This window comes from Arthrobacter sp. B3I9 (assembly GCF_030816935.1).
In the GTDB taxonomy this organism is placed as follows: Bacteria; Actinomycetota; Actinomycetes; order Actinomycetales; family Micrococcaceae; genus Arthrobacter.
Map to the genome: position 1 here is coordinate 190655 of NZ_JAUSYO010000001.1, position 19296 is coordinate 209950.

The 19296-nt window shown below is 65.9% G+C and carries 22 protein-coding genes; 6 read left to right on the forward strand and 16 right to left on the reverse strand.

Annotation, left to right across the window (positions count from 1 at the left end; translation table 11 throughout):
- The first annotated feature begins 92 nt into the window (after window positions 1-92).
- Complete coding sequence (locus tag QFZ65_RS00960) at window positions 93-1307, forward strand: alpha-hydroxy acid oxidase (protein WP_306907535.1); 1215 nt, start codon at window positions 93-95, stop codon at window positions 1305-1307.
- A 34-nt stretch (window positions 1308-1341) separates the two neighbouring features.
- On the opposite strand, the gene QFZ65_RS00965 is transcribed toward QFZ65_RS00960, so the two are convergent.
- A complete protein-coding gene (locus QFZ65_RS00965; RefSeq protein WP_306907537.1) occupies window positions 1342-2097 on the reverse strand; it encodes an IclR family transcriptional regulator in 756 nt (251 codons plus the stop codon).
- Between the two features lie 273 nt (window positions 2098-2370).
- Here QFZ65_RS00965 and QFZ65_RS00970 point away from each other — a divergent pair, with 273 nt between their 5' ends.
- The 5 genes from QFZ65_RS00970 to QFZ65_RS00990 all read left to right on the forward strand — a co-directional run bounded on the left by QFZ65_RS00970 (window position 2371) and on the right by QFZ65_RS00990 (window position 7197).
- Window positions 2371-3741, forward strand: coding sequence for an aldehyde dehydrogenase (NADP(+)) (locus tag QFZ65_RS00970; protein ID WP_306907539.1), 1371 nt, complete (start codon window positions 2371-2373; stop codon window positions 3739-3741).
- A complete protein-coding gene (locus QFZ65_RS00975) occupies window positions 3738-4925 on the forward strand; it encodes a fumarylacetoacetate hydrolase family protein (protein WP_306907540.1) in 1188 nt (395 codons plus the stop codon). The genes QFZ65_RS00970 and QFZ65_RS00975 overlap by 4 nt, the downstream gene beginning before the upstream one ends.
- A 16-nt stretch (window positions 4926-4941) precedes the next feature.
- The gene (locus QFZ65_RS00980) at window positions 4942-6261 is read left to right on the forward strand and encodes an enolase C-terminal domain-like protein (RefSeq protein WP_306907542.1); all 1320 of its coding nucleotides are present in this window, start codon (window positions 4942-4944) and stop codon (window positions 6259-6261) included.
- 206 nt (window positions 6262-6467) lie between these two features.
- Window positions 6468-6752, forward strand: coding sequence for a hypothetical protein (locus QFZ65_RS00985; protein WP_306907543.1), 285 nt, complete (start codon window positions 6468-6470; stop codon window positions 6750-6752).
- A gap of 175 nt (window positions 6753-6927) precedes the next feature.
- On the forward strand, window positions 6928-7197 hold the full coding sequence (locus QFZ65_RS00990) for a hypothetical protein (RefSeq protein WP_306907544.1): 270 nt from the start codon (window positions 6928-6930) through the stop codon (window positions 7195-7197).
- Between the two features lie 257 nt (window positions 7198-7454).
- Here QFZ65_RS00990 and QFZ65_RS00995 read toward each other — a convergent pair whose 3' ends face one another.
- From QFZ65_RS00995 to QFZ65_RS01065, 15 genes are all read right to left on the reverse strand, one after another.
- Entirely contained in the window at window positions 7455-7718 is a 264-nt protein-coding gene (locus QFZ65_RS00995; RefSeq protein WP_306907545.1) for a hypothetical protein, read from the reverse strand.
- Entirely contained in the window at window positions 7696-8376 is a 681-nt protein-coding gene (locus QFZ65_RS01000; protein ID WP_306907546.1) for a hypothetical protein, read from the reverse strand. Before QFZ65_RS01000 ends, QFZ65_RS00995 begins: the two co-directional genes overlap by 23 nt.
- Window positions 8354-10399 (reverse strand): flagellar biosynthesis protein FlhA, encoded by a 2046-nt coding sequence (locus QFZ65_RS01005; RefSeq protein WP_306907547.1) that lies wholly within the window; start codon window positions 10397-10399, stop codon window positions 8354-8356. Before QFZ65_RS01005 ends, QFZ65_RS01000 begins: the two co-directional genes overlap by 23 nt.
- Window positions 10396-11499 carry a flagellar biosynthesis protein FlhB gene (locus QFZ65_RS01010; RefSeq protein ID WP_306907548.1) on the reverse strand — a complete coding sequence of 368 codons (1104 nt, stop codon included), beginning with the start codon at window positions 11497-11499 and terminating at the stop codon, window positions 10396-10398. The genes QFZ65_RS01005 and QFZ65_RS01010 overlap by 4 nt, the downstream gene beginning before the upstream one ends.
- The gene (locus tag QFZ65_RS01015) at window positions 11499-12257 is read right to left on the reverse strand and encodes a flagellar biosynthetic protein FliR (protein ID WP_306907550.1); all 759 of its coding nucleotides are present in this window, start codon (window positions 12255-12257) and stop codon (window positions 11499-11501) included. Before QFZ65_RS01015 ends, QFZ65_RS01010 begins: the two co-directional genes overlap by 1 nt.
- A gap of 3 nt (window positions 12258-12260) precedes the next feature.
- Window positions 12261-12536 (reverse strand): flagellar biosynthesis protein FliQ, encoded by a 276-nt coding sequence (gene fliQ, locus QFZ65_RS01020; protein WP_306907552.1) that lies wholly within the window; start codon window positions 12534-12536, stop codon window positions 12261-12263.
- Window positions 12537-12538: 2 nt separating this feature from the next.
- Window positions 12539-13462, reverse strand: a complete 924-nt coding sequence (fliP, locus tag QFZ65_RS01025; RefSeq protein ID WP_306907554.1) for a flagellar type III secretion system pore protein FliP — start codon at window positions 13460-13462, stop codon at window positions 12539-12541.
- Window positions 13459-13914: a flagellar biosynthetic protein FliO gene (fliO, locus tag QFZ65_RS01030; RefSeq protein ID WP_306907556.1), complete on the reverse strand. Its 456-nt coding sequence runs from the start codon at window positions 13912-13914 to the stop codon at window positions 13459-13461. Before fliO ends, fliP begins: the two co-directional genes overlap by 4 nt.
- A 1-nt stretch (window position 13915) precedes the next feature.
- Window positions 13916-14620: a flagellar motor switch protein FliN gene (fliN, locus tag QFZ65_RS01035; protein WP_306907558.1), complete on the reverse strand. Its 705-nt coding sequence runs from the start codon at window positions 14618-14620 to the stop codon at window positions 13916-13918.
- Complete coding sequence (locus QFZ65_RS01040; RefSeq protein ID WP_306907559.1) at window positions 14617-15531, reverse strand: flagellar motor switch protein FliM; 915 nt, start codon at window positions 15529-15531, stop codon at window positions 14617-14619. The genes fliN and QFZ65_RS01040 overlap by 4 nt, the downstream gene beginning before the upstream one ends.
- A gap of 49 nt (window positions 15532-15580) precedes the next feature.
- Complete coding sequence (locus QFZ65_RS01045) at window positions 15581-16384, reverse strand: flagellar motor protein MotB (RefSeq protein ID WP_306907560.1); 804 nt, start codon at window positions 16382-16384, stop codon at window positions 15581-15583.
- Window positions 16381-17223 (reverse strand): motility protein A, encoded by an 843-nt coding sequence (locus QFZ65_RS01050; protein ID WP_306907562.1) that lies wholly within the window; start codon window positions 17221-17223, stop codon window positions 16381-16383. Before QFZ65_RS01050 ends, QFZ65_RS01045 begins: the two co-directional genes overlap by 4 nt.
- Before the next feature lie 5 nt (window positions 17224-17228).
- Complete coding sequence (locus QFZ65_RS01055) at window positions 17229-17519, reverse strand: flagellar FlbD family protein (RefSeq protein ID WP_306907563.1); 291 nt, start codon at window positions 17517-17519, stop codon at window positions 17229-17231.
- A 150-nt stretch (window positions 17520-17669) separates the two neighbouring features.
- A complete protein-coding gene (locus QFZ65_RS01060; protein WP_306907565.1) occupies window positions 17670-18839 on the reverse strand; it encodes a flagellar hook protein FlgE in 1170 nt (389 codons plus the stop codon).
- A gap of 34 nt (window positions 18840-18873) precedes the next feature.
- On the reverse strand, window positions 18874-19290 hold the full coding sequence (locus tag QFZ65_RS01065) for a flagellar hook assembly protein FlgD (RefSeq protein ID WP_306907568.1): 417 nt from the start codon (window positions 19288-19290) through the stop codon (window positions 18874-18876).
- Between the last annotated feature and the right edge of the window lie 6 nt (window positions 19291-19296).

Here is a 19296-nt window from a genome sequence, read left to right on the forward strand (position 1 = left end):
AACTTAAGACCTTCTTGCTTGGCCCCCGGGGTTGCGCCGTCCCGGCCTTAGAACGCTAGACTAAATTTCGAACAACGAAGGAGTTGCCCAGAATGGAAGATCGACAAATACCCAAATGGTCGGAACTGCGCGAACTGCTGCAGTTCCGCAGGCTGGAACTGGATCCGGTCGAGCGCAGGCTCGCACAGGCCTTCACCATCGCGGACCTGCGCGAAGGCGCGAGAAAAACCACGCCTCGAGCGGTGTTCAACTACACGGACGGTGCCGCCGACGAGGAGATCACAATCGCCCGCTGCCGTCAGGCGTTCCGGGATATCGAATTTGTGCCCTCGGTTCTTCGCGACGTCTCGAGCCCTGATCCGACCACCGAGATCTTCGGCAAATCACTGGCCTTCCCGCTCGTGCTCGCACCGACGGGTTACACACGCATGATGCACAACGACGGGGAGAAGGCGGTAGCCCGGGTGGCTGCCCGGTACAACGTGCCGTACACCCTCTCCACCGTGGGGACAACGACGGTGGAGGACCTCGCCGAGGCCGCCCCCGACGGGAACAACTGGTTCCAGCTCTATGTGGCGAAAGACCGCGCGAAAACAGTCGAACTCATCGATCGCGTCATCGCCAGCGGCTACAAGGTCCTCATGGTGACCGTTGACACCCAGGTCGGAGGCTCAAGGGTGCGCGAACTCCGTGACGGGCTCACCATTCCGCCGGCACTTTCCGTCAAAACCTTTGCCGACATGGCAACCCACCCCAGCTGGTGGTTCGACAAGCTGACCACCCCGCCGATCGAGTTTGCATCGCTCCGGGGATTTTCGGGTAACTCGGCGGAAGTCGCGGATCAGATCTTCGACCCCGGGCTCACCTTCGAAGACATCGCCTGGCTTCGCAAGGTGTGGCCCCACAAGCTCCTGGTCAAGGGCATCCAGAGCGTCGCAGATGCGGAGCGTGTCGTAGAACTTGGCTGCGACGGCGTCGTGCTGTCCAACCACGGCGGGCGTCAGCTGGACCGTTCGCCGACGGTACTGCGCATTCTCCCGGTTGTCCGGGAACGGTTGGGCTCCGATCCAACCGTACTGATCGACAGCGGAGTGATGTCAGGAAGCGATATCCTGGCCGCCGTCGGCCTCGGCGCCGACGCGGCAATGGTCGGGCGGGCCTACCTGTACGGCCTGATGGCGGGAGGGGAACGAGGAGTGTCCCGCGCCCTGGGGATCCTCCGCGGCCAGTACGTCAGGTCCATGCAGCTGCTGGGGGTAAAGTCCACCGCCGGCGTGACCCGGGAACATGTCTCGTTTGTGGACTGACTCCGGCGCCGTGCACCGGCGTCGGGGCCTGGGCTCAGAGGAAACCGAGCTCCGCGCTGAACCGGGCCGCGCCGTCGGAGGCAAAGGCCGCCCATTCCTCCGCGGGACGCTGGTTCCAGCGCATGTCCGGGACCGAGATACTGAGCGCGGCCACCACCGTTCCGCTGTGGTCCCGGATGGGCGCCGCAACGCAGGAAACGTCCGGATTGGACTCGCCGGCCTCGAAGGCCACACCAGTGGCGCGGACCTGATCAAGCTGGTTCGCCAGCACGTGCGGCTCGGTGATGCTGCGGGCGGTGAGCTTGGCCAGGCCCTTGCGCAGAAGCCTGCTTCGTTCCGCCTCCGGCAGATGCGCCAGAAGGGCCTTGCCCACGGCGGTGCAGCTGGCAGGAACCCGGCCGCCCATCCGGGACACCATCCGGACGGACTGGGTGCTGTCGACCTTGCAGACGTACACGACGTCGGGACCCTCGAGAATGCCGACATGGACCGTTTCATCACACTGCCGGGCCACCGACTGGGCCACCCGCAGGCCGACAGAATGCAGGTCCAGCCGCTCGGCGAACGCGTTACCGAGCCGGAAGACGCTGAGCCCCAGGTGGTAGGTGGCGGTTACGTCGTCGCGGCGGAGGTACTTACGCTCGGCCAGCGTAGTGAGGAGCTCGTGGACAGTTGTCCGGGGAAGCCCGGTCCGCTGGACGACTTCCGGAGCTGTCAGTCCATGGCGGGCATCGAGAAAGAGTTCCAGAACATCCAGACTCCGAAGGACCGCAGGAGTCAAACGTGCCACAGCAATACCCTCTCTAGGCCCTCGGAGTTTCCAGGGCACAACCCATCCTACATTGTAGGTTCGAAATTTCGCACAATGTACGCAGGTATTCCTGCGGCTGTGCAATAGCCTGATAGCCAGCCCGAAGCACTCGACAATCCAAGGGGCCGAACTCCCCGGAAGGAATAGAGCCATGATCACAACACTCGAGCAGACAAACGCCCAGATCGAAGCCGCTCACAATGCCTATGAGCAGGCCAAGGAGATCTCCCCCCCCGCCTGCGCGCGGACTGGTTGGCGGAAATCGCCTCTGCCCTGGAGGCCAACGCCGATGAGTTGGTTGCCCTGGGGCAGCAGGAGACACATCTTGACGAGGGCCGGCTCCGGTTCGAGCTGCGGCGGTCTGTTTTCCAGCTTCGGTTGTTTATGGAGGAGATCATTCAGGGTGAACACCTGGACGCCACCATAGACCACGCCGATCCGTCCTGGGGCATGGGCCCGAGACCGGACATCCGCCGTTTCTCGGTACCTCTCGGCGTCGTAGGTGTTTTTGGCGCCTCCAACTTCCCCTTTGCCTTCAGTGTGATGGGCGGAGACAGCGCCTCGGCGCTTGCCGCCGGATGCGCAGTGGTGCACAAGGTCCATGAGGGGCACCTGCAGCTGGCTCTTCGGACCGGGGCCGTCGTTGAGGAAGCCCTCAAGAAGGCCGGGGCACCGGCCGGGCTTTTCTCCACCGTCGTCGGCCGCCAGGCGGCGGAGACGTTGGTAGACCATCCGCTGGTCAAGGCCATCGGATTCACAGGCTCAACGGCCGGCGGCCGGGCGCTTTTCGACCGGGCCTCCCGGCGTCCCACTCCCATTCCCTTCTACGGCGAACTGGGCAGCATCAATCCGGTCTTCGTCACCGAGGCCGCGTGGAACGCGAGGCGCGAGCAGATCCTCACGGGCTACGCGGCATCCTTCACCATGGGCATGGGCCAGTTCTGCACCAAGCCCGGCCTGCTGTTCGCCCCGGTCGACGACGCCGACGACATCGCGGAGGTCCTCCACCGGGAGCTCAACACGAAGCAGGCCAGCCCGTTGCTCAGCCCGAAGCTGCGTGAGGGCTTCGACAAGGCGCTGAATGCCGTGCGTTCGACCCCCGGCGTAGACGTGCTGGTCGCCGGGGACGACGCCGAGGCGCCCCGGCCCACTGTCCTTGTGACCACTGCGGAGGAAGTCCGGCAGCGGCCGGAGCTCTTGGAGCAGGAGATGTTCGGCCCCGCGACCCTGGTCATCCGCTACACCCCGGGTACTGATCTGGCGGGGATTGCAGCCTTGCTGGACGGGCAGCTGACGGCCACCGTACAGGCGGAACCCGAGGAGGACGTCAAGGAGTTGCTCGCCGTGCTGCGCGAACGGTCCGGCCGTTTGCTCTGGAACGCCTGGCCCACCGGGGTGACCGTATCGTACGCGCAGCACCACGGCGGCCCCTACCCCGCCACCACCGCCACCACCACATCGGTGGGCACGGCAGCGATCGGCCGGTTCATGCGTCCCGTCGCCTACGATTCCTTCCCGGCCTCGCAGTTGCCCGAACCGTTGCAGGACGACAATCCGTGGCGGATCCGCCGCCGGGTCGACGGCGTCTGGCAGTCCGCGGCTGCAGCGGAGGCAGGCAAATGAGCCAGGCGATGCCGCAGCAGATCCTTCCCGCCGACGCGGAGGACGCGATCCTCATCGGCCGGGTGTGGGACCCGTCCACCCAGGGCCCGCGGGTGGTCTGTGTCCGGGGCGAAGAGCTTTTCGATCTGACGCCCGAGGTCCGTACAGTCGCTGAACTTCTGGAACGTGAGGACCCGGCGGGCACGGTGCTCCGTGCAAAGGGCACCCCGCGCTGGACGCTCGCCGAAGTTGTGGAAGCGTCGGTCCAGCAGGACCGCAGCAGGCCCCACTGGCTGGCCCCGATCGATCTGCAGGTGGTCAAGGCCTGCGGAGTGACGTTTGTCGAGAGCATGATCGAAAGGGTCATCGAAGAGCGGTGCGGCGGTGATTTCAACCGGGCAGCAGAGGTCCGTAAAACGGTTGCCGACGTCCTCGGCGGCAGCTTGGACTCCCTCCGGCCCGGATCCGAACAGGCACAGGAGGCCAAGAAGGTACTGACGGCCCAGGGGATGTGGTCACAGTATCTCGAAGTCGGGCTCGGACCGGACCCTGAGGTGTTCACAAAGGCCCCGGTCCTGTCCTCTGTCGGGTACGGAAGCGGCATAGGCATTCCCAGCTTTTCCTCCTGGAACAATCCGGAGCCAGAGCTGGTGCTTATCCTCAACTCCGCCGGCCAGGCCAGGGGCGCCACCTTGGGCAATGACGTGAACCTCCGGGACGTGGAGGGGCGCAGCGCCCTGCTGCTCGGCATGGCGAAGGACAACAACGCCTCCTGTGCCATCGGCCCTTTCATCCGGCTGTTCCACGGCGGCTTCACGATGGACTCCCTCCGGACCGAAGAGATCACGCTGACAGTGGACGGAAAGGACGGTTACCGGTTGGAAGGCCGGAACAGCCTGGCCCGCATCAGCCGCCCGTTCGAGGAACTGATCCACGCGGCGCACGGCAGGCATCACCAGTACCCGGACGGGTTCGCACTCTTCACCGGAACGCTGTTTGCCCCCACCCAGGACCGTGAAACTGAAGGCCTCGGCTTCACCCACAAGGACGGTGACCTCGTCACAATCAGCAGCCCCCTGCTTGGTGCGCTTATCAACCGGACCGAGCAAACGGAACAGATGCAGCCTTGGACCTTCGGAATCACCGCTCTGTTTGCCTATCTCGCAAGCCTGGAGTCCGAGACCGAGTTCCTGCAGCTGAAGTAGAAGAGAGAAGATCATCGTGCCTTCCATCATTTCCATCCATACCCAGGACGTCCGCTTCCCCACGTCCCTCGAGCTCGACGGCTCCGACGCGGTCAACGTCGACCCTGATTACTCGGCCGCCTACGTCGTCGTGCGCACTGATGCAGGCGACGAGGGGCACGGCTTCGTCTTCAGCTGCGGCCGTGGCAACGAGATCCTGACGCATGCCATCGATTCCTACGCCAAGCTGCTGCTCGGCCGCGACATCGACGAGCTCATCTATGACCTCGGCGGGGCCTCGAAGCGCCTCATCCATGATTCCCAGCTCCGCTGGCTGGGCCCGGAAAAGGGTGTGACGCAGATGGCGTGCGGTGCACTCGTGAGTGCGCTCTGGGATATCCGCGCACGGCGCGAAAACAAGCCCCTGTGGCTCCTGCTCAGCGAGATGCCGGCGGAGGAGATTGTCGACGTCGTCGACTTCACCCACATCCGGGATGCCCTGAGCCCGGAGCAGGCACTCGACATCCTGCGCGCGGGCGAGGACGGCAAGGCCGGCCGCATAGCGGCCCTTAAGGCGGACGGTTTTCCGGCGTACACCACGTCGCCGGGCTGGCTCGGCTACAGCGACGAGAAGCTGGTCCGGCTCAGCAAGGAAGCGGCCGCCGACGGCTTCTCCATGATCAAGCTCAAGGTGGGCGGGGATATCGACGACGACCGCCGCCGGATGGCCCTGGCGCGGCAGGCCGTCGGCGACCTGCCCATCGCCATCGACGCCAACCAGCGTTGGGAAGTCTCGGAAGCCATCGACTGGGTCAGGCAGCTCGGCGAGTTCAACCCCTACTGGATTGAGGAGCCCACCAGCACCGATGACATCCTGGGCCACGCGGAGATCCGCAGGGGCGTTTCTCCCGTGCGCGTCGCCACCGGCGAGGCCGTCGCCAGCCGTATCGTCTTCAAGCAGCTGCTGCAGGCCGGCGCCATCGACGTGCTCCAGCTGGATTCCACCCGGGTGGGCGGCGTGAATGAAAACATTGCCAACCTCCTGCTCGCCGCGCGCTTCAACGTGCCGGTGTGCCCGCACGCCGGCGGGGTCGGACTGTGCGAGCTTGTCCAGCACTTCTCCTTCTTCGACTATGCCGCCGTCAGCGGCAGCCAGGACGGACGGATGATCGAGTACGTTGACCATCTCCACGAGCACTTTGCAGAGCCTGTCCGGATTGTCAACGGCCGGTACGCTGCACCCCAGCTCCCCGGCACAGGCGCGGAAATGATCAGCGCTTCCCGATCGCGGTGGGAATTTCCTGGCGGTGCGGGCTGGCTGGAGGTCGGCAACCGCGCCGCCGTCACCGGCCGTTAAGGCCCGGGGGCGTCGGCCCGGGCGGATGCCTGCTTAGGTCCGCCCTCTTGACAAGCCAGCCGGCCTTCGGGCATATCTTGACGGTCGCGGGGCGCAAATGGGATGAGCGTGATGGCCCTGCAGGTGAGGTAATTGAATGCCCGTGCAGCGTTGCAGGTGCGTTGACTCCTGGAACACTGTTTCGCCACAGACTGCAGGAGGACCCGATGCCGGAAAACAACGAAGACTTGTCCCTCGCGCCGGAGGAGGTTGCGGCGGCCGTCCGCCTGGCCGATGAGGCGCAGGCCAATCTGAAGGATCTGGCCATGTTGGTGATGCGCCGGCTCGGCAGCACGGGTGCCGCAGGTCAACCAGCCGGTGCGGCGCCGCAGTCCTCATACTGGGCGGAAGTCGTGCCGGCTCCGGACGGAGGGACACTGTGGAAACTCCACGAGGGAGACCAATGCCTCGGCGTCTACGACTATGACCGCGGTGTCTGCCGCCCCTGCTGAAAGACCCTAGAGGGATCGGCCGAAACAGCCTAGGGTGGTCTGTTGAAAGACCCTAGGGGGATGGGCCGTCCACACGCCACTAAATCGATGAGGCGTTGGATCACGTCTGTACCCGCAAATCCGTCGTTCAGAACAGCTGTAGCAACATAAATCCGAGAGCAGCATTGGAGGAACCGTGAGCGGGACAACTTCTATTGAAAAGCTGTGGGACGAATTGGATCCAAAGACGCAGGAGTGGCTGCGAGCCAATCCGGGCACTGTGGTACTCCCCCGGAGCGTAACCGCGGTCATCCGTAAGGCCATGGGGACGACTGACGACCTGGACGGTACTGACCGGAACGAACAACTGAGCCTTTCCCCGGAGGATCATGCCTTCATCAAGACCATGGCAAACTCCGCACCTGTGGGCCATCCGGTCTCCATGACCGGCCAACAGCTCGACTGAGGGACCAACGCCCGCCGGGCCGCCTCGGGCTGGGGCCACCTGTGGGTGGCCGCCGGCCCGTGCCCGGTTCTTGTGCCCGGTGCTCGCGCCGGCGGCCCTGGCAGGTTGTACGCCTGCCCGGGCCGCCTACCCCGGCTTCAACTGCACCCATGCGCACCGCCGTGGTTTCTCCATCGTCACTCCGGGCCTGCCATCCCGAGTAGGGGCGTTTGGCCCCTTTGTTGTTTGACCCCTTGTACTGCACCGGGGTCTCCGGGTCAGAGGAGGGTGCTGGTGGCCTGACGGTCATCGAGCCAGCCGACGGGGAGCCCAAGTTCGTTCACGCTCTGCGGCGTCAGGGTATTTTGGCTGTTGAGCACCGCGAGGGCGTCTGTATGCGTCGCCCATCCCACCTTGCGCGTCCAAGCCAGGGTGTCTGAGGGCTTGCGGGTGGCGTCCACCACGAGCCACACCTGGTCCGCCTTCAGCTCGGCCAGTGCGGGGGCGCGCACAGTGCCGTCAGCGCCCAAACCGAATGCCACAAAAACCGGTGTTCCGGCGATAACGGCGTCGGCCCGCACGGAGGTGAACCCGGTGCGGCCGACCAGGTGGCCGTAGCCTTCGGCCCGGAACGACCCCGCCGTCCTCACCAACGAACCCTTCCGGGGCGGATGCCATGGACAGCGCGACGGTTAGCGCGTCGGGCCCGAGGCCGACGATCAACACGGCGTCGCCCGGGCCTTCGAGCACGGCCGGCACGGCGGGCACACCGGGCACTTCGGTAACTGCTTCCGGCTCTGCAGCCCCCGGCAGCCCGTCCAGGAGGGCGTCAAACGCTCCTGATGCGGTGGAAACAACCGGCAACTCCTCCCGCGCGGCATTGCCATCACGCATGGCAGCCTCGGCTTCGTCAGCGCCCTGGAGCAGGGCGGCGACTCCGGCGCCTGCGGGCGCAGGCTGCGACGCCGGGCGGGCCGGAGGCGGGACCGCCGTCGGGCGGACCGGGGGCGGGACAGAGATGATGTCCGGGTCCGGTATCTCAACCACGGCCTCGTAATAGTGCCGGGCGAGGAACCCCGCAATGCCGCCCTCGGTAACCTTCTCGGCGGCCACAATTTTCGCGCCGGCCGGAAACTTGTTCAGGACCCGGGCTTCCAGGCCTTCCAGCGTGGAGCCCTTAATTTGTAATCTGGTCGGCACTCCGTACCACTCCTACTGTTTCAATCTGGACGTTCGCGGCTGTTGCTTCCTGGTATGAGAGCACCGGCAGCCCGCCGCTCTGCGCGGATACGAGCTTCCGGATGGCGGGCCGTAACGCCGGTGCGCACACGAGGACGGCGCTGATGCCTTCCCGTTCTGCGGCCGCGACGGCTTCCCGGAGCGAGCCGAGGACGGCTTCGATCCTCTGGGCGTCCATCAGGATCTGGGTGCCGTGCTCACCGGGCCGCAGGCCTTCCAGCATCGATTGTTCCAGTCCCGGATCGATCATGATGATGTTCAGCCGTCCCTCGTACAGGTGCCGTGCGGCAAGTGCAGGGCCCAAGGCAGCGCGCGCGGCTTCAATGAGGCTTTCCGGGTCCGTGGCGGTCTTTCCGCGCAGGGTCAGGGCCTCGTAGATCCGGGGCAGATCGTTGATGGGGACCTGCTCGAGGAGAAGCCCCTGCAGCACCCGCTGGACTTCGGCGAGCGTCAGCACGCCGGGGATGAGCTCCTCCACTGCAGACGGGCTTTGTTCGCGGACGCCTTCGGTGAGGACCCGGACATCTTCCCGCGTCAGCAGGCGGGCGGCGTTGTCGGTGACTATGGACGAAAGATGGGTGATCAGCACCGAGACCCGGTCGATCACGGTGGCGCCGGCAATCTCGGCGCTGTGCCGCAGCTCCGCCGGAACCCATTTTCCTTCGAGGCCGAACACCGGCTCGACAACTGTGGCACCCGGCAGGGTTTCCAGCATTCCGCCCAGGGCCAGCACCTTCCCGGCTGGGGCGCTCCCGCGTCCGGCCTCCACGCCCGCGATGCGGATTGCGTAGGTGCCCGCGGCCAGGTCCATGGAGTCCCGGGTCCGTACCGGCGGAATCACCACGCCGAGGTCCATGGCGATCTTGTGCCGGAGTATCCTTACCCGGCCGAGCAGGTCGTCGGAGACGTCGGAGACAATGTCGACCAGGTCGGGCGCGAGCCGGATTTCGAGGGCGTGGACGCGCATCTGTTCCATCAGCTCCTCCGCCGGGTCCCGTACCGCAGGAGTTGCTTCGGCGGCGGCGGCATCCTCCGCGGTTTTGGCGTCGGAGGCCTTGATGCGCCGGGAGGCAACGATCAGGACGAGGCCCACCACAATGAAGGGAAGCGGCGGCATGCCGGGAATCATGGCCATGGAGATCGCCGCTATTCCGGAAATCAGCAGCGCCGTCGGGGCCTGCATCAGCTGCGTCGAGGCGGTGGAGCCCATGTCCGAGGAGGCGTTGGAGCGGGTGACGATCATGCCGGTGGAAACGGCCATCAGCAGGGCGGGGATCTGGGTGACGAGCCCGTCACCGATGGTCAGGATCGAGTAGGTCGAGAGGGCGTCCTCGATGGACATGCCGCGCTGCATCAGGCCTATGGCGATGCCGCCGACCATGTTGATGACGATGATGATGATGCCGGCGATCGCATCACCCTTGACGAACTTCGAGGCGCCGTCCATGGCGCCGTAGAAGTCGGCCTCCGAGGAGACGTCGGCGCGGCGTTCTTTTGCTTGTTCGTCGGTGATGAGGCCGGCGTTCAGGTCGGCGTCGATCGCCATCTGCTTGCCGGGCATGGCGTCCAGGGTGAAGCGCGCCCCGACTTCCGCGACGCGTTCGGCGCCTTTGGTGACGACGACGAACTGGATCACCACCAGGATCAGGAAGATCACCACACCGATGATGAGCGAGCCGTTCACGGCGATGTTGCCGAACGCGTTGATGACCTGGCCGGCGTGGGCATGCCCGAGGACCAGCCGGGTGGACGCGACGTTGAGGCCGAGCCGGAACAGGGTGGCGATCAGCAACAGCGACGGGAACACCGAGAAGTCCAGCGGCTTCTGCACGAACATGGTGGTCAGCAGGGTCACCAGGGCCAGCAGGATGTTGACGATGATCAGGACGTCCAGCAGCGGCGCCGGAATCGGGACAATCAGCAACAGGACGATCCCGACGACGCCGATAGGCACAGCGAGTTTGGCGAGGTTGCGGTTCTTCACGGTGAGGCCTCTGGGTTCAGGAAGGAGGTGGTGGTGGGGTTTTCTATCCGCCGGAAGCTCCCGCGGGACTTCATCTGCATCACGAACGCCAGGACTTTCGCGACGGCGGTGTACAGCTCGGCAGGGATCTCCTCGCCGATCCCGCAGGCGGCGTTCAACGCCCTCGCGAGCGGGATGTCGCGGACCATGGGCACTTTCTTCGTTTCCGCTTCGCCGCGGATCCGGGCCGCCATGGCCCCGGACCCCTTGGCGACCACGCGGGGCGCCGATACGCCGGGTTCGTATTTGAGCGCGACGGCGATGTGCGTCGGGTTGAGCAGGACGACGTCGGCGCCGGCGACCGCGGCGATCATCCGGTTGCGGGACATCGCCAGCTGGCGCGAGCGGCGCTGGCCCTTCACCAAGGGATCACCCTCGGAGTTCTTGTTCTCGTCGGAGACTTCCTTCTTCGTCATCCGGGTCTTCTTCCGGTTGCGCCGCATCACTACGAAGACGTCCGCGGCAGCCAGCACGAGGCCCGCGAACACGGCAAACTGCACCAGGGACGAGACCCCGCCGGCAGCTTCACCCAGCAGGGAAGACACGGGCATGGCCCCGGAACCTGTCAGCACCGGCAGCAACCCCTGGATCACCGCATACATGACCAGGGCGACGACGGCGGTCTTCAGCAGGGACTTCGCCCCGTTCCACAGCGCCTGGCCGCCGAAGGTCCGCTTCATGCCCGTGAGCAGGTTGAACTGCTCGAAGTGGCCCTTGAACTTCTGGAAGTGGATGCCGCCCTGCACTGCGGATGCGGCGAGGACGGCGACCGCCACCACCGCGAGCATCGGGCCGAGGGTGCCGGCGGCAGAGGCGGCCGCGGCATCCAGCGCCTGCATGGCCTGCCCCGGGTCCGGGTTGGCCACAATCGAGGCAACGGTGAACAGCTGGCTCGCTGCGGCGGACGAGGCCCGGTCGATCGTCGTCGGGATCATGAGGGCTGCTGCGCCCACGCCCACCCACGCGGTCACGTCCTGGGACTTGGAGAGCTGCCCCTTGGAGCGGACCTCCTTCATCCGCTTTTGGGTCGCTGCTTCTGTTTTTTCCTGCGAATCGGACATCAGCGCACCCCCGCCACGATGCCGGTCATCTGCTGGACAAGGGCAGCGACGACGCGCGGGAGCACGGCGAACACCACGCCCCCGAGCGCCAGGGTGAGGAGGATTTTCAGCGGGAAGCCCAGGGAAAAGGCGTTCAGGGCCGGGGAGACGCGGGTCAGCAGGCCCAGTCCGACGTCGGCGAGGAACAGGACCACGATGAGCGGCCCGGCGATCTGCAGGGCAGCGAGGAACATGGCGGACACGGCGGCGATCATGGCTTGGGCCGGGCGGGCCAGGTCCAGGGCGCCTCCCAGCGGCAGTGCGGCGAAGGTCCGCGTCAGTCCCCCGATAACCAGCTGGTACCCGTCAGAGGCGAACAGCAGCACGATTGCGGTCATCTGGAACAGGCGGGTGAACTGGGCGCCGTTGATCATGCCCTGCGGGTCGAACGCGGCAGCCATCTGGAAGCCGGCGAACAGGTCCACCAGGGCGCCGGCAGACTGCACGGCGGAGAAGACGAGGTAGACCAGGAAGCCCAGGGCCGCGCCGGTGACGAGTTCAAAGACCAGGCCCAGGATGAACCCGGCCGTGTCCGGCGGAGTGTAGCCGCGGGTGACCACGGGGGACACTGCGACCGCGATCCCAAGAGCCAGGATGCCTTTGATCCGGAGCGGGATCGCGTTGTGTGAAAAAGGCGGGGCGATCACCAGGAATGCGATGATGCGGACCCCGGCAAGCATGACGGCCTCCAGCCACGTTTGGTCGATGGGGATGTTCATGCCCTAGCCGCCCGCCAGCAGGCCGGGGATCTTCTCGAACAGGGCATGCGTGAAGTCGACCATTTCGGAGATCATCCAGTGTCCGGAGATCAGCAGGACGATGGCTACCGCGACGGCCTTGGGCACGAAGGCGAGCGTCGGTTCCTGGATCTGGGTGACTGACTGGAAGAGGGAGATGGCGAAGCCGACAACCAGGGCAGTAATCAGGACCGGCGCGGCAAGCTTGGCGGCGGCGATCATCGCCAGCATGCCGATGTCCATCAGGGCGTTGGTGTTCATCGTCAGCCGCCCCGGTAGGACTGGATGAGGGAGGTGATGACCAGGCCCCAGCCGTCAACGAGGACAAAGAGCAGAATCTTGAACGGCAGCGACACCATGACCGGCGGAAGCATCATCATGCCCATCGACATCAGCGCGGCGGAGACGATGATGTCGATAATCAGGAACGGGATGAAGATGACGAATCCGATGACGAACGCAGCCCGCAGTTCGGAGATCATGAACGCCGGGATCAGGGTGGTCAGCGGGACGGAAGCCATGTCGGCGGGGTTCTCCATGCCGGCGGCGCGGGTCATCAGGGCTACGTCTTCCTGCCGGGTGTGCGCTCCCATGAATGTCTGCAGGGGCCCTGAACCGGCCGCGAGCGCGCCGTTGAAGTCCAGCGTCCCGTTCAGGTAAGGCTGGACGCCACTGGTGTTGATCTCGCCCAGCACCGGTCCCATGATGAAAAAGGTCAGGAACAGGGCCAGGCCGGCGAGGACCTGGTTGGGCGGGATGTTCGGCAAGGCCAGCGCGTTGCGGGTCATGGCCAGGACGACGAAGATTTTCGTGAACGAGGTCATCATCAGCAGTAGTGCCGGGGCGACCGAGAGCAAGGTGATGCCGATGAGCGTGGTGACCGCCGTGGACGGCGAACCGTCGGCGCCGTTGATGGAGATGGAGGGCGCGGCCGGCGCCGTCGCCGGGCTGGACGGACCGGCGGGATCCGCCGGGTCGGCAGGGGCGGCCGGGCTGACGTTCTGGACGCCTCCGGGCGCAACAAGGCCGGGCGTGTAGGCCGGGGCGGTCGGCGAGGGGGCCGGCATGGCGGGTGCGGCGTGGGCCGGCGCTGGCGCGGTCAGCATGAGCGCGAGCGCGGCCAGAAGAGCGACGGCAAGCAGCGCTGCAAATTGTGCCACCCGCGACGCCGGGGCGGTGGCGTTCAACCGAGGAGTCCCTTCCGGGCTGCCGCTGCCGCCTGCCGCCAGGTGTCCGCGGACAGGAACGACCCCGGGGGCGGCCCGGCCGGTCCGCGTCCCTGACGGCGCCGGCGCATCACGGGGGCGGGATCGTCGGCGGAAGCCTCGGCGAGCTTGAGGGCGAAGACCCTCCCGTTTTCCGGGGCGGCCTCCGCCTCAGCCTCCGCTACGGGGGCGTCGGAGGTGTGCAGGACGTTGACGGAATGTTCGGTCACGCCGAGCAGGAAGCGTTTTCCGTCCGTTTCGACGACGACGACGGCGGACTTCTGCCCCAGACCGCGGCGGGAGACGACGTTGAGGACGTCCCCGGTCCGGGGACCCCGCTGGGAGCCGGCCACCCTGCGCTGGATGATCCAGAGCAGCGCGACAACGGCTCCGAGCGACAGGATCACCCGGACGGCGAGCATGAGGGCGTCCACTTTAGCCGAGACCCTCTGCGACGTCGAGAATGCGGGTGATCTTGACGGCGTAGTCCTGGTCGACGACGACGATCTCGCCGTGGGCGATCAGGCGGCCGTTGAGCATGATGTCCGCCGGGGCACCGGCGGAACGGTCGAGTTCGATGATTTTTCCCGGTTCCAGGTCCAGGACGTCGCGCACCGACAACCGGGTGTGGCCGATCGCGACGGTGAGCGCCATTTCAACGTTGTGGATGCGGTTCAGCTTCCGCGCGGAGACCGGCGTCGGCTGGGCGCCGCCGCCGTTGTTGACGGTTCCCTGTGTCCGGATGCGGATAGCGAACCAGCCGGCTGCGGTCCCGCCCGAGATCAGCTCGAACACGACCGATTCTGCGTCGGTGAACAATGCTGCGGCGTCCTGCCTGCGGGGTTCCCCGAGCACCCCCGCCCCCAGCACGGAGGCAGCGTGCTCCAGGGCCGGGCGGAGGATGTCGGCGGAGGAGATGAGGGCCGAGTCGGCACCCGCGGCTTCAGCCAGGAATGAGGTGTCCGGCAGGATCAGGCCCAGGTCCGCGGTGGCCGATCCGACAAACGTGGCAGTAATTGCCTCATGGGTCCGCCCCTCCAGCACCGTGCGGTCGGCCAGGACGGCGCTGCCGTAGGGCAGCGGTGTGGGGAGCTTCTCGGCCAGGGCGGCCACGGCAGCGGAGTGCAGTGCGGTACTCATTGGATTTTCTCCTCGATGGAAACGATGACGGCGGCGAGACGGGAGCCGTTGGTGCCGGCAGACGCCTGGGCAAGCCTGTGGCCGTCTACGACGACGTTGAAGGGGGCCGTGGTGGAATGGGGCAAGGGAAGCACGTCGCCGACCGAGAGGTTCAGGATGGTCGCCGGCCTTACGACGGCCGGGGCGAGCTCAAGGGATACTTCGACCGGCACCTGCGACAGCTGCGCCCGGACCTGCGTCTTGGGATCCCGGCTGGACTTGGCGGCAGCACCGGCGTTCAGGTGCGGCATCAGCACCCCCGCCGGGATGGCCAGGGTGGCCGCCGCGGCGGAATCTCCCACCTTGATCGTGAAGGCGGCCACGATCATCAGGTCGGACGGCGCTGCGGCCTGGGCGAACTGGGAGTTGAACTGGATGGAACCTAGCTCGACGGGGGCAGTGAGCATCGCGCCGAACGAGTAGCGGAGGTCCTCCAGGGCGTTTTCCATCAGGTGCCTGACCAGGGCCTGCTCGATCGGAGTGAACGCGGTCCGCTCCAGATGCTGCTGGGTTCCGGAGCCGCCGAGCATGTTCGAGATCCAGGAGAGGGCGGCGGTGATGGGGAACTGGATGACGGCACGGGCGTCCATGCCTTCAAAGACGCAGAGCACCATGGCGGTCGACGGCGGCAGCGACGCCGAGTAGTCGTCGTACGTCTGCATGAGGACGTTGTCGCAGGTGATCTGGGTTTTCACCCTGATCTTGGCGGTCGACTGCGTGCCCCACTGGCGCGCGAACGTTTCGAAGGCCATTTCCAGGACGCGGCTGTGTTCTCGAGCGAGGGTGGTGGGACGGCTGAAGTCATAGACCTCAACGATTTTCGGATACTGGGACGCGGCCCCGTAGGGCGCGGGATCGGTCAATGCCGTCACGCTCGGTACTTTCGGTTTAGTCGGTTCATGGGTCAATCGCTGGGTTCTGCTAGTGGACGCGGGCCTGGAGGACCTGTGGAATCAGGGCACGGATTTTGTCCGGCTGGTCAGACAGGACCACAACGTCCACGCGCCGGTTCTCCATGTGTTCGGCTTCGGTGGCATCCTGGTTCACCTGCCGGGCCGAGCCGTAGCCGACGGCGCCGATCCGGTTGCCGGCGACCCCTCCGGATTCGACGAGGGTGCGCAGGACCGCCGTGGCCCGCGCCCCGGACAGCTCCCAGGTGGAGGCATAGGCGGTGATGCCGTTGGCGGCGTGGCCCTCGACGGCGATCTCCTCCGGAATCGGTGCCAGCACCGGAGCGATGGCGCCGAGGATGCTCAGCGTCTGGGGCTGCAGCACCGGGCTGTCCGGCAGGAAGTAGGACTGCGAGCCCACTAGTTTGACGGTCAGGCCGCGCTGGTCGATGACGAAGGAAACCGTTCCGGCCAGGCCCTGCGCCGTGAGGTTGGCGTTCATGTGCTCTTTGAGGGCAGCCAGCTGGTCGACCTCCTTCTCGGCCACCTGCAGGTCAGTGAACCCCTCGGCGTTCATGTCGACCTGCGTCGCCGGGACGACGGTGCCTTCAGCCGTATCGACCTTGCCTTCGTTAACCGTCCCGAAACCGGTGGCCAGGGAGTTGCGAAGCTTTTCATACTTTTCCACGTCCACCGACGACATCGCGAACAGCACAATGAACAGGCACATCAGGACGGTCACCATGTCCATGTAGGAGGCCATCCACCGTTCGTCGACGTGGTGTTCCTCCGTCTCGCCGCGGGTGGCGCGGCCCCTCCCCCGGCCCCGGCTCATGCAGCGGCCTTCAGCTTGTCTTTCCTGCCATCCTGGGCCGTGCCCTTGGTGTCATTCTTGCCGCCGGATGATCCGGCTTTGCCGGCTTTGAGCGTGTGCGGCGGGACCATGGATTTAAGGCGCTCCCGCAACAGCAGCGGCTGGGAGCCGGCCTGGACGGCCAGGACGCCTTCCATGAGCAGCGTCATCCGGTCCAGTTCGAGTTCGGAGATTTTTGCGAGCCGGTCCGCAAGCGGCAGCCACAGGAAGTTCGCGCTGAGCAGCCCCCACAGGGTCGCGACGAAGGCACTGGCGATCATCGGGCCCAGGTTTGAGGGGTCGGAAAGGTTTTCCAGGACATGGGTGAGTGAGACAACGGTGCCGATGATGCCGATGGTGGGGGCATATCCGCCAAGGGATCTGAAGAACTTCGAGGCGGTCTGGTCCGAGACCTTTTTGGAGTGGATCTCATCCTCCAGCATGAGGCGAAGCTCGTCGCCGTCGGTCCCGTCGGCAATGTTCTGCAAGGCTCCGGCAAGGAAACTGTCCTTGGTCTCCTGGGCGTCTGCTTCCAGGGAGAGCAGGCCTTCGCTCCGGGCCTTCTCGGCCAGGGTAACCACCTGGTCGATGCTGTCCAGCGGTGCCACGGTCCGGCCTTTGACGGCTGCCGGAATGGACTTGAACGCGTGGAGCGTGCTCTTGAGCGTGGAGCCTGCCAGGCCGACGGCCAACGTTGCGCCGAAGACCAGGACCATGGGCGGGAGTAGAAGGAGGCTTTCCACATGGCCGCCTTCCATGGTGACCATGGCGAAGACGGAACCGAACGCGAGCAGGATGCCGATGAGTGTTGCTGGATCCATCGTGGTTACTTTCTGGGTGTTTGCGGTGCAGGATCTTGGCTACGGCCGTCCGCCGCGTGGACGATGCTGAGGCCCGGTCCTGTACCCGCGGGAGCGGACGTCATGTCCCGGGCCATCCTGATCACACTGGCCCGGTAGGCGGTGATCAGGTCGATGACCTCACCCATGGACTCGGTCACGATGTAGGTGGCGCTGTCTGCGAGGTGGAGAGTGGTGTCTGGGCTGGCGTAGATGCGCTCAATTAGGTCAGGGTTGATCGCAAACTGAGTGCGGTCCAACCGGGTGACGACGATCATGGCTCTTCCTTCACGAGGCGCTGCCGGTGTTCGGCTGCCTCTTTGCACTGTCGGCAGCAGACGGGCCGTCGTAAGGCAAAGAGGCGCACGAAAATAGCGGCCCCCTCCGAGCAGCGGTCGGAGGAGAGGGCCGCTCCTGTTTTCGGCGCGTTAGCGCTTCAGGTTCGTCAACTCGTTCAGGACCTCGTCGGAGGTGGTGATGATGCGGGCATTCGCCTGGAAGCCGCGCTGGGCGACAATCAGGTTGGTGAATTCCTGGGACAGGTCCACGTTGGACATTTCTAGGGACCCTGCAGCGATCGACCCGAAGCCGCCGTTGCCCGCGGTGCCAAGGACGGCCCCGCCGGAGTTGGCGGTGATCCGGTATTCGGAGTTGCCGGCCTTTTCCAGGCCGGCCGGGTTGGTGAATTTGGCCATCGCGACCTGTGCCACCGGCTGCTTCGCTCCGTTGCTGAACGATCCGATGACGGTGCCGTCCTTGGAGATGGAGAAGGATTCCAGTGTGCCGGCCGCGCGGCCGTCCTGGCTGTCGATCACGGCGGAAGTCATTCCGGTGAAGCCCGTCATCCGGGTCAGGTCGACGGTGATGCCGCCAACGGCCATGGTTCCCCCGGAGGTCATCTGCCCGGCGGCGAACGCCATCGACGTCGTCCCCGTGTTGCCGGCCGCGTCCCTGCCGGTGACGTTCCAGCCGGCGGCCGTGCGGGTGAACTTCAGGTCCAGAGGGGTCATGTTCCCGGTGCTGTCGAAGACGTTGACCTGGCGGTCCAGGACGGTGCCGGCGGCCGCTTCGTCCGGGACGTTGCCCGCTACTCCTGCCGCCGTGGTGGCGCGGGCCGGAGACACGGCCGTAGAGGAGACCGTGATCTCGGAGAGCGGCCCGCCGACGGGCACCACGCCGTTCACGGCGGCCCAGCCCTGGAGGACGGCGCCGTCGGCGGTGACGAGACGGCCGGAAGCGTCGGGGCTGAAAGCCCCGGCCCGGGTGTAGAGCTGCTGGCCGCCCACGTTGACGGCGAAGAACCCGTCACCGGAAATCATCATGTCTGTCGCTTTGCCTGTTGCCTGGGCGGAGCCCTGGTTGAAGTTGGTGGCGATGCCGGCAACCTGCACGCCGAGGCCCACCTGCGCCGGGTTGGTGCCGCCGTCGGTGCCGGGCGCACCGGCACCCTTGGTCAGCTGCGAGAGGGTGTCCTGGAACTGAACGGAGGAGGACTTGAACCCGGCGGTGTTGACGTTGGCGATGTTGTTGCCGGTGACGTCAAGCATGGTCTGGTGCGAGCGGAGGCCGGAGATGCCGGAGTACAGGGAACGGAGCATGGTGAATGCCTTTCGGAAGAATGAAGCAGGAGGGTTAGTTGCCGATGCCGGTGAGGGCATCCAGGGCGATGCTGCTGCCGTTCACGCTCACGGCGGGCACGGACCCGGTGAAGGAGACGGAAGTTGCGGTACCCGTGACGGCGGAACCGTCCGGGCCGGCGTAAGTTACAGTCTTGCCGATTAGCGAGGCAGCTGCGGAGCGCATCTGCAGGGAGAAATCCTGCCCTGACGTGCTCTCCAGGGAGGTGAGCTTTTCCATCATGGCCAGCTGGGTGGTCTGCCCGATCATGGCGTTCGTATCCATCGGCGAGGACGGGTCCTGGTTCTTGAGCTGGATGACAAGCATGTTCATGAACATGTCCGCGTCCATGGTCTGCTTCGGCGCGCGGGTGGGTGCCATCGACTGGACACCCTGGGCGGGAACGGTCGAAGCGACGGGGGTTATCGGCATGGTCTT